Here is a 9,595-nt window from a genome sequence, read left to right on the forward strand (position 1 = left end):
ATCAAGGGAATCAGGCAATTTTTGTCCAAAACAACACCTATGCCATGGATTATTTCCTGAATCCACCCTACACACTGAACCAAGATGTCTTTTGGAATAGGTAAAAAAGACTGTAATGAACGGATTTTTACAACAATGGGGCGAAGCAGCGTATACCAGCATTGGCTTTTTTTGGATGGCCTTATGGGCTTTCATTTTAGGATACGCCATAAGTTCCCTTATTCAAATATTTTTAACGGAAAAGCGCATGCAGCAAACTATGGGAGGTGGTGGCGGAAAAAGTGTGCTCTTGGGAACATTCTTTGGTTTTATAAGCAGTTCGTGCAGTTTTTCAGCCTTGGCTACTTCCAAATCGCTGTTTCAAAAAGGAGCGAGCTTTGTGTCTTCAATAGCTTTTCTTTTAGCTTCCACTAATCTGGTAATTGAACTGGGAATCATTATTTCCATTTTTCTGGGCTGGCAATTTGTGGTAGGCGAATACGTGGGCGGAATTTTACTGATTCTCTTCAGTTGGTTGCTCATTCGATTGATCAACCCCAAAAAACTCATCAAAAAAGCTAGGGAACATCTGGAGGCATCCAGTTCGTCCTCCATGTCCGATAAGCCCTTAACAGAAAAACTTCGGTCCCAGGAAAGTTGGGCCAAGGTAGGCAAGCAGTATGCCATGGAATGGAAAATGGTCTGGAAAGATGTAACCGTGGGTTTTACCATTGCGGGAATTGTTGCCGCTTTTGTCCCAGATTCATTTTTTCAGACACTTTTTATCAACACTGGCGAAGGACACCAGACATTTACTTTTCTAACCTTACTGGAACACGTTGTTATGGGGCCTGTGGCCGCTTTCCTCACTTTTATAGGCTCTATGGGCAACATTCCTTTGGCAGCGCTATTGTTTGGAAAAGGCGTAAGCTTTGCCGGGGTTATGGCATTTATCTTTAGCGATCTTATAGTTTTCCCTGTTCTTCGAATCAATGCCAAGTACTACGGTTGGAAAATGTCCCTCTTTATCCTTTTCCTGCTGTTTAATTCATTGATTGGAGCATCCCTTATCCTGCATTATGGGTTTGACTTTTTGCAATTGATTCCTGACGGAGCCAGCAAAGACATCACGGAAAAGAATCCTTTTGAAATCAATTATACCTTTTGGCTCAACTTGATATTTCTTATGCTTACAGGACTTCTCATTTATTTTGGTTTTGTAAAAGGTGATAAAGTGAAACACCACAAAGAGATGGCCCCGAAAATCCCTGTTCTTGAAAAAACCTTAAAATGGACTGCACTAATTTGCTACTTCTGGTTAGTGGTAGGTATGCTTCTAAAATTTACGCTATAGTGTTAGCTTTGAGTTACCTAGAACTTAAAATATGAATCGCCCTAAAATAATCCTCAAAAAAACACGATTGGACAAGTCAATCGAATTGCTGACCTTTTTTCTCATTTTGGTCTCTATAATCCTCATTTCCATATTTTTTTCCCAGCTTCCCCAAAAAATTCCAATCTACTTTAATTGGCCTACCAAAGATCAGAACGGTTTTTGCTCGAAAGATGTTCTTTGGGCTGGCCCCATTATATTAGGTTTGCTAGCTTTTGGCATCTTTAAACTCAACCAGTATCCTTGGATTTTTAATTATCCCATCACAATTCATGAAGGTAATGCAAAACGGCAATACCGAATCGCCACACAACTGCTTCGATGGTTGAATCTGCTCTTGGGCCTTTTGTGCATCATTTTGGTCCTTTTATCACTTTCTGATGGGCTGAAGGCACCGTTAAACCCATAAACCAACTTGCTAGTGAATTGTTTGTTGACTTTTATAAAGCCCACTAAGTGAATTTTAATAAAAAGAGACGTAAATAAAACTAAGGTTGTATCTTGACCATAGCAAGAAATGGTTGCCAAATGAAAAAAATCCGTAGCCTCACATTTGAATACCTACAAATAGCCTTGGCCATTTTATTGGCCAGTATTGGGTTGAAAGCTTTTCTGCTTCCTAATGGCTTTTTGGATGGTGGGGTAACCGGTATTGCCATCTTGTTGGGCGAATTTATTCCCATTGAAATCTCCTATATTCTCCCTATCATTTCCATCCCTTTCTTTATTCTGGGCTGGCTCACTTTGACCAAAAGGGTGATGATCAAATCGGTAATTTCGGTTTTGGCGCTTGCAGTGGTTATCCATTTTGAGAATTTTGAAGCAGTGACCGAAGAGAAACTGCTCATTGCCATCTTTGGAGGAATTTCCCTAGGAGCCGGCATTGGATTGGCCATAAAAAATGGTGCCGTATTGGATGGCTCGGAAATATTGGGCATTTACCTACACGATCAATTTGGGATTCCCATTGGTACCATCATCTTGTTGTTCAACACCGTTCTGTTTGCCATAACGGCATGGCTCATATCCATTGAAATCGCCCTTTATTCCATATTGACCTTTATCATCACTGGAAAGGTAATCGACTTTGTCTTCGAAGGCTTTGAGGACTATATTGGGTTATTGATCGTAAGCCACAAACAAAAAGAAATCCAAGATGAACTCTTGAACCAAGTAGGACTGGGAATGACCATCTACGGGGGCGTACGTGGATTTGGTAGTCGGGGTGAAATCAATAATGTAGAAGTGATACAAACGGTACTCAACCGAATTGACTCCAAAAAAGTGTATCGGATAGTGGATACCATTGATGAGGATGCTTTTATTATTGAGTTTGAAGTGAACAGCGTGAAAGGAGGCGTCCTGAGGAAATATCTGAGTCGGGAGAAGACAAGAACCTTGGCACCAGACCTTTACAGTCCAGAAGTTTTGGAAAAGCATAAGAAACCTCTTTAAAACAAGCCATTTTAGCATCTTCCACTTTTTTAGGTCCCTAAAGAGGTCAAACATCTAATTTAATTGTGGGATAACCATCTTTTTGATAGCTTTAAAACTATTATTGCTGCCTATGAAAAAGAGTACTCTGATTTTTTATGCCCTTGTCCTATCCATATTCACCGCTTTTGGGCAGAGTTCCAATTTTGTTGGAACTTTTATAAACACATCGGAAAGTGTTTCTATCCAGTTTAAAAGGGTAGGCGACGAATACCACGGAATGCTGGCCGCGGTAGGTGCAAGTTTTGCCATACGGGCCACGGGTACCGACACTCGCCTGAATGGTCAGATTTTCGGGCTGGATGGGCCTGTTGTTTTTGAAGCCAATCTCTCTGGATTACAAATGAGCGTGCGCGCCACCGGATACAATGAACCCTTTTACAAGTATTCCGACCTTCACAATTTGGGCAGTTTTGATTTGACCCCCTATATGAAAGACAATAGTGGCGTTGCGGGAAATAGCATGAATGGCACACCAAATCCACCATCACCTGTAAATACCGACGGTCAATACCCTGAACTTGACAACCAAGGGTTGTTGAACATCATTTCTGGGAGTCAATTGGTATTTTATCAGCGTACTTCTTATGTAAACGATAGCATGGCCAGTTCCATTACGTACGTGAATTTTTGCGCCAATGGTACTTTTTCCATGAATACGGATGGTTCATTCAGTGTGGAAGGCGATTATGGCGGAAATGCCCAAGGTGTTTCCTACGGAAATAGTTCAGGTACTTGGCAACTGGTGTCGTACCAAGGGGCACCTGCGGTTTATCTTCAATACTACAACGGTGACACCAGCTTAAATCCTTTTAATGAAAACGAGGTGAGGCAAGGAAGATGGCGACGTGGTAACACCCAATATGCATTGCAGCGGAACAAAGTCCGCTGCAATTAAAAATTTAAAGTAAGTAAATAAAGAAATTACTCTCCCATGGCCGCCGCTACGGCAGCAGAAAGTCTTTTGTAGGTTCCATTCTGTAAGCGTTCCCTAATGGCAGAGAAAGCGTCCAAGGTTTCCTCAATATCTTGCATTGTATGTGTTGCTGTTGGAATCAAACGAAGCAGAATCAATCCCTTTGGAATCACAGGATATACCACAATGGAGCAGAATATTCCATGGTTCTCACGGAGATCCTTCACTAGGGCCATTGCTTCGGGGATACTACCGTTCAAGTACACAGGGGTAACACAACTGGTGGTTGTACCGATATCAAAGCCTCTCTCTTTTAATCCATTTTGAAGCGCATTCACATTTTCCCACAGCTTTGCCTTAAGCTCTGGCATGGTACGCAACATGTCCAGCCTCTTAAGGGCACCTTTTACATATACCATGGGCAATGATTTGGCAAACATTTGCGAACGCAAGTTATATTTTAAATATTCTATGATTTCCTTTTGGGCGGCAACAAAAGCTCCGATTCCTGCCATCGACTTGGCAAAGGTGGCCAAATAAACGTCAATATCATCTTGTATGCCTTGCTCCTCTCCTGCCCCAGCACCAGTTTTTCCCAAGGTTCCGAATCCGTGCGCATCATCTACCAACAATCGGAACTTGAACTTTTTCTTAAGTGCTACAATCTCCTTAAGGATGCCTTGCTCACCTCGCATTCCAAAAACTCCTTCGGAAATTACCAAGATGCCACCACCGGTCTCGCTGGCCAACTTGGTGGCACGTTCCAAGTTCTTCTCCAAGCTTTCAGCATCATTGTGCTTAAAGGTAAAGCGTTTCCCCATGTGCAAACGAACACCATCGATGATACACGCATGGCAATCCACATCGTACACAATGATGTCGTCTTTGGAAACCAAAGCGTCCACAACAGACATAAAGCCTTGATATCCAAAATTTAACAGGTAGGCAGCTTCTTTGTTCACGAACTCCGCCAATTCTTTTTCCAGTTGTTCGTGATAATCAGTATGACCGCTCATCATACGGGCGCCCATAGGATAAGCAGATCCGTGTTCCAAAGCAGCTTCACCGTCTACTTTCTTGATTTCAGGTAGGTTGGCCAAACCTAGATAGTCATTGATACTCCACGTTATAACGTCCTTTCCTTGAAACTTCATTCTGTTGGAAATTGGTCCTTCCAACTTGGGAAAAACAAAATAGCCTTCAGCCTGTGAGGCCCATTTTCCTAAAGGTCCTTTGTTCTCAATGATTCTATCGAATAAATCTCTCATCTACCTTAATATTAATTCATCTGCAAAAGTATAGATTTTTACGAACCTTGCATAACGAAATTTTCACATAAAAAAAACGGCGATGAAATTTCATCGCCGTTGTTGAGGTATTGCAGGGTACTGGTTTATTTAATATACTTGATTTCTTCTGGTACTTCTGCGTTTTGGATATCAAAGAAACCCTGATTCTCCATCCACTCATTACTGTATACTTTACTCATGTACCTAGAACCATGGTCTGGGAAAACCACGACCACATTGCTATCCTCGGTAAATTCTCCTTCGGTATTCAATTGGTACAAGGCCTGCGTGGCGGCTCCACTTGTATAACCTGCGAAAATCCCCTCTGTATGAGCCAATTTGCGCGCCATATGGGCACTTTCACCGTCAGTTACCTTTACATATCTGTCAATGGCATTGAAATCGGTGGCGGCGGGTATCAAGTTTTTGCCTAAGCCTTCAATTCGGTACGGATATACTTCGTTGTGATCGAATTCCCCGGTTTCATGATATTTTTTTAACACAGAACCATACGCATCAACACCCAAAACTTTAATATCTGGATTCTGCTCCTTTAGATAGCGCGCTATCCCTGAAATGGTTCCTCCCGTTCCACTACATGCTACCAAATGTGTAATCAAACCGTTAGTTTGTTCCCAAATTTCAGGACCTGTACTGGAATAATGGGCGTCAATATTCAGCTCATTGAAATATTGATTAATATAAATGGAATTCGGTGTTTCACTGTGCAAACGTTTAGCCACCTCATAATACGAGCGTGGGTCATCTGCACTCACGTGGGCCGGACATACATATACGTTTGCTCCCATAGAGCGCAGCATATCGATTTTATCCGGAGAGGATTTTGAACTTACAGCCAAAATACACTTGTAACCTTTTACGATACTTACCATAGCCAAGCTAAAGCCTGTATTGCCCGAGGTAGTTTCAATAATGGTACTACCGGGCTTTAAAATGCCTTTTCGCTCTGCTTCCTCGATAATATGGACCGCAATTCTATCTTTTGCAGAATGTCCAGGATTGAAACATTCCAATTTGGCATAGAAGTTTCCGGTAAGGGGGGCAGTAATTCTGTTTAGCTTAACTAAGGGGGTACTTCCAATTAGGTCTAGGATATTGCTGTGCGCATTTATCTGTTTCTTCATAACTGGTATTAGGTAGGGAACAACACCTTTAAAGATAAGGCATTTGTTCGGTGCAAATGTAACATTTTATTTTTAAAGGGCTTTTCCTTCCAAGTCCAAAATGAACGCATATTCCTTTGCCGTTTCCTTCAAAGCCTCAAAACGGCCCGATGCCCCGCCGTGTCCTGCATCCATATTGGTATCCAAAAACAACAGGTTATCATCCGTTTTGTACTCTCGCAATTTGGCCACCCATTTGGCAGGCTCCCAATACTGCACCTGCGAATCATGTAGACCTGTGGACACGTACATATGCGGATACGCCTTGGCCTCCACATTATCATACGGTGAATAGGATTTCATGTAATCATAATACTCCTTTTCGTTCGGATTGCCCCATTCGTCGTACTCACCGGTGGTAAGCGGAATCGTATCGTCCAACATGGTGGTGACCACATCCACAAAGGGTACGGCTGCGATGATACCATGGTACAATTGAGGTTCCATATTTATGATGGCTCCCATCAAAAGTCCCCCGGCAGAGCCGCCCATGGCGTACAAATGCTCGGAGCTGGTATATTTTTTTTCTATCAAAAATTTACTGACATCGATAAAATCAGTGAATGTATTCTTTTTCTGTAACAATTTTCCATCCTCGTACCAAGGCCTTCCCAAATATTCACCACCCCTCACATGTGCAATGGCATAGATAAACCCGCGATCTAGCAAGCTCAATCGTATAGATGAAAAATATGGGTCCATTGTAGCTCCATAAGAACCATACCCATATTGCAACAAGGGACTGGTACCATCCAAAGGGGTATCCTTCCGATAAATAAGAGAGACAGGAACTTTTTTGCCATCCCTTGCCGTGGCCCACAAACGCTCGGTTTTGTAGTTGTTCTTGTCAAATTTGCCACCCAATACCTCTTGCTGCTTCATGACAGTTTTGGTTCGGGTTTCCATGTCAAAATCAATAATGGCGTAAGGTTCGCCCATCTCATTATAGTAGTACCGGAGTATTTTAGTGTCAAAATCCAAATTTACAGAGGGACCGGCCACATAGGTTTCACTATCAAAAGGCAAATAATAAGTATCGGAACCATCCCATTTGGCTATTTTCATTTGGCTGAGACCGTTTTTGCGTTCAGTTACTACATAATAGTCCCTAAAAATCTCCACGTCTTCCAACAAAACATCTTCCTGATGCGGAATAAATTCCTCCCAGTTATCCGATGATGTATTGTTTTCGCTTGTTTTCATCAATTTAAAGTTGGTCGCGGCGTCTTTATTGGTCAATACATAAAAATCGCCCTCAAAATGGGAAATGGAATATTCCACCCCTTTTTCACGTGGCGAGAATACCTTGAATTTTCCATTGGGGTCATCAGCATCCAAAAAGCGATATTCGGAGGTAAGGGTGCTGCTGGAACCGATCACGATATAATCCCGGGATTTAGTTTTGTACACGAAAGTATTGTAGGTTGAGTCCTTTTCGTGGAAAACCAGTTCATCCTCCTCAGCTGAGGTGCCCAAAACATGCTTGAAGATTTTATCCGACCGCAGGGTCACTGGGTCTTTTTTGGTATAGAAAAGCGTTTTGTTATCGTTGGCCCAAACAGAACTTCCCGTAGTGTTCTCAATGATATCAGGGAATATTTCACCCGATTCCAGGTTTTTTATTTGAATGTTGTACTGCCGTCGTGAAATCGTATCCATTCCAAAGGAAGCCAATTTATTATCAGGGCTAATGGAAACTCCCCGAAGGTTAAAGTATTCGTGGCCCTCCGCCATTTGGTTGCAATCGAACAACAACTCCTCCTCGGCATCCAAGCTCCCTTTTTTTCTGGAATAAATTGGATACTCTTTACCTTCTTCGTAGCGGGTGATGTACCAATAACCATCCAATTGGTAGGGGACGGATTCATCATCTTCCTTGATTCTTCCTTTCATTTCTTCAAAAAGTTCCTCTTGGAATTTATGGGTATGGGCCGTCATCTTTTGGAAATACTCGTTTTCCGCATTCAGGTAGTCGAGCACCTGTTGGTCTTCCCTATTGTTCATCCAATAGTAGTCATCGATTCTAACATCACCGTGTTTTTCGAGCTTGGTAGGATGCTTTGGAGCTACAGGGGGAGTAATATTCATGGATTCGTCTTTGTTGTTTTTGCAAGCGGTGGCAAAAATAAGGCATAATACCAGAATAGATAATCTTGAAATCATTTGTTTCATGGAAAGTATTTTAGCCAATTTACTACTTTTGATTTTATGTTTGGAAAATATTGTTTGTTCGAAAAAGTTATAATGTCCCTAGTCCAGGCGTTGAAAAAATGTCTGGACTCCATTTAACTTGTTAGACAATGATCAACCTACGGACAATTACATGTAAAATTTGAAGATATGTTTGGAGATTTAATGGGAATGATGGGTAAAATCAAAGAAACCCAAAAGAAAGTGGAAGCTACGAAAGAGCGATTGAACACTGTGATGATTGATGAAGCATCCTCGGACGGATTGCTCAAGGTGACCTTAACGGCGAATCGTGAGATTAAATCCATCAGTATTGACGATTCTTTATTGGAAGACAAGGAACAACTGGAGGATTATTTGGTGTTAACGCTAAATAAAGCCATTGAAAAAGCTACTAAAATTAATGAAGCTGAATTGGCGGCTGTAGCCAAGGAAGGTATGCCCAACATTCCTGGAATGGAGGGTTTTTTGAAGTAAAATACCCCTAACGTTTCATTATACAATTCTTTTTGGAAAGGTCAGTTCGAGTGTTTACGGAGGAAACGTATCGAGAACCCTTTACCGCAACACTTTTTTGATCACAAGGAAACAAATACACTTCTCGATACAATTTTGGCTCCGCCAAAACCACTCGAAGTGACATCGTGGTAATATGCAGTCAGTTCGAGTGTTTACGGAGGAAACGTATCGAGAACTTTTTATTTCTTGAAATCTTTCTTAGATAAATTCGGAAGTTTGTCAAATTCGCCTGCAATCAAGGCTTCTTTTTTGCTTTTAGACCACTTTTTGATCTGCTTTTCAACTAAAATAGCTTTGTTTGGATCTGTGAATTCACAATAATAAACCAACTCCAAAGGTCTTCTTGAATATGTATAACTATTTTTATACTTCCCTTTTTGATGAGATTCCAACCTACCTGTTAAATCTGAAGTTATTCCAGTATAAAACGTATTGTCTGAGCATTTCAAGATATACACAAAGTAGGTTGTCATTGTGGTTGTTAATTTCTCGATAGAACTTGGGATTTTCTAAAATAGTTAAAATAATCATTCCGAGGAATCGTGTCAGTTCGAGTGTTTCAAAAGGAAACGTATCGAGAATCCTTTAATGCAACACTTTTTTGATCCCAAGGAAACAAATACACTTCTCG

At 41.4% G+C, this 9,595-nt stretch carries 8 protein-coding genes; 4 read left to right on the forward strand and 4 right to left on the reverse strand.

The features are described from left to right. Positions 1–115: 115 nt before the first annotated feature. The 3 genes from EO130_RS13440 (at position 116) to EO130_RS13450 (ending at position 3,764) form a co-directional block, all read left to right on the forward strand. A complete protein-coding gene (locus EO130_RS13440) occupies positions 116–1,333 on the forward strand; it encodes a permease (protein ID WP_127142013.1) in 1,218 nt (405 codons plus the stop codon). A gap of 567 nt (positions 1,334–1,900) precedes the next feature. Beyond that, entirely contained in the window at positions 1,901–2,827 is a 927-nt protein-coding gene (locus tag EO130_RS13445) for a YitT family protein (RefSeq protein ID WP_127142014.1), read from the forward strand. A gap of 112 nt (positions 2,828–2,939) precedes the next feature. Beyond that, the gene (locus tag EO130_RS13450; protein ID WP_127142015.1) at positions 2,940–3,764 is read left to right on the forward strand and encodes a hypothetical protein; all 825 of its coding nucleotides are present in this window, start codon (positions 2,940–2,942) and stop codon (positions 3,762–3,764) included. Positions 3,765–3,790: 26 nt separating this feature from the next. On the opposite strand, the gene EO130_RS13455 is transcribed toward EO130_RS13450, so the two are convergent. From EO130_RS13455 to EO130_RS13465, 3 genes are all read right to left on the reverse strand, one after another. Continuing rightward, positions 3,791–5,050 (reverse strand): cysteate-C-fatty acyltransferase, encoded by a 1,260-nt coding sequence (locus EO130_RS13455; protein ID WP_127142016.1) that lies wholly within the window; start codon positions 5,048–5,050, stop codon positions 3,791–3,793. Positions 5,051–5,175: 125 nt separating this feature from the next. Beyond that, positions 5,176–6,216 carry a cysteate synthase gene (locus EO130_RS13460; RefSeq protein ID WP_127142017.1) on the reverse strand — a complete coding sequence of 347 codons (1,041 nt, stop codon included), beginning with the start codon at positions 6,214–6,216 and terminating at the stop codon, positions 5,176–5,178. A 72-nt stretch (positions 6,217–6,288) separates the two neighbouring features. Then, a complete protein-coding gene (locus EO130_RS13465; RefSeq protein WP_127142018.1) occupies positions 6,289–8,427 on the reverse strand; it encodes a S9 family peptidase in 2,139 nt (712 codons plus the stop codon). 168 nt (positions 8,428–8,595) lie between these two features. Here EO130_RS13465 and EO130_RS13470 point away from each other — a divergent pair, with 168 nt between their 5' ends. Then, positions 8,596–8,922, forward strand: coding sequence for a YbaB/EbfC family nucleoid-associated protein (locus tag EO130_RS13470; RefSeq protein ID WP_127142019.1), 327 nt, complete (start codon positions 8,596–8,598; stop codon positions 8,920–8,922). A gap of 221 nt (positions 8,923–9,143) precedes the next feature. Here the strand turns inward: EO130_RS13470 and EO130_RS13475 are convergent, their stop codons facing one another. After that, positions 9,144–9,437: a GIY-YIG nuclease family protein gene (locus EO130_RS13475; RefSeq protein WP_127142020.1), complete on the reverse strand. Its 294-nt coding sequence runs from the start codon at positions 9,435–9,437 to the stop codon at positions 9,144–9,146. Positions 9,438–9,595 lie beyond the last annotated feature (158 nt).

Source organism: Flagellimonas marinaquae (assembly GCF_003992675.1).
GTDB classification, from domain to species: Bacteria; Bacteroidota; Bacteroidia; order Flavobacteriales; family Flavobacteriaceae; genus Flagellimonas; species Flagellimonas marinaquae.

What these genes read in the sequence shown, in the direction of transcription:
- EO130_RS13470 (WP_127142019.1), top strand. Translation starts at nt 8,596, where the DNA reads ATGTTTGGAGATTTAATGGGAATGATGGGTAAAATCAAAGAAACCCAA.
- EO130_RS13450 (WP_127142015.1), top strand. Translation starts at nt 2,940, where the DNA reads ATGAAAAAGAGTACTCTGATTTTTTATGCCCTTGTCCTATCCATATTC.
- EO130_RS13460 (WP_127142017.1), bottom strand. Translation starts at nt 6,216, where the DNA reads ATGAAGAAACAGATAAATGCGCACAGCAATATCCTAGACCTAATTGGA.
- EO130_RS13455 (WP_127142016.1), bottom strand. Translation starts at nt 5,050, where the DNA reads ATGAGAGATTTATTCGATAGAATCATTGAGAACAAAGGACCTTTAGGA.
- EO130_RS13445 (WP_127142014.1), top strand. Translation starts at nt 1,901, where the DNA reads ATGAAAAAAATCCGTAGCCTCACATTTGAATACCTACAAATAGCCTTG.
- EO130_RS13475 (WP_127142020.1), bottom strand. Translation starts at nt 9,437, where the DNA reads ATGACAACCTACTTTGTGTATATCTTGAAATGCTCAGACAATACGTTT.
- EO130_RS13440 (WP_127142013.1), top strand. Translation starts at nt 116, where the DNA reads ATGAACGGATTTTTACAACAATGGGGCGAAGCAGCGTATACCAGCATT.
- EO130_RS13465 (WP_127142018.1), bottom strand. Translation starts at nt 8,427, where the DNA reads ATGAAACAAATGATTTCAAGATTATCTATTCTGGTATTATGCCTTATT.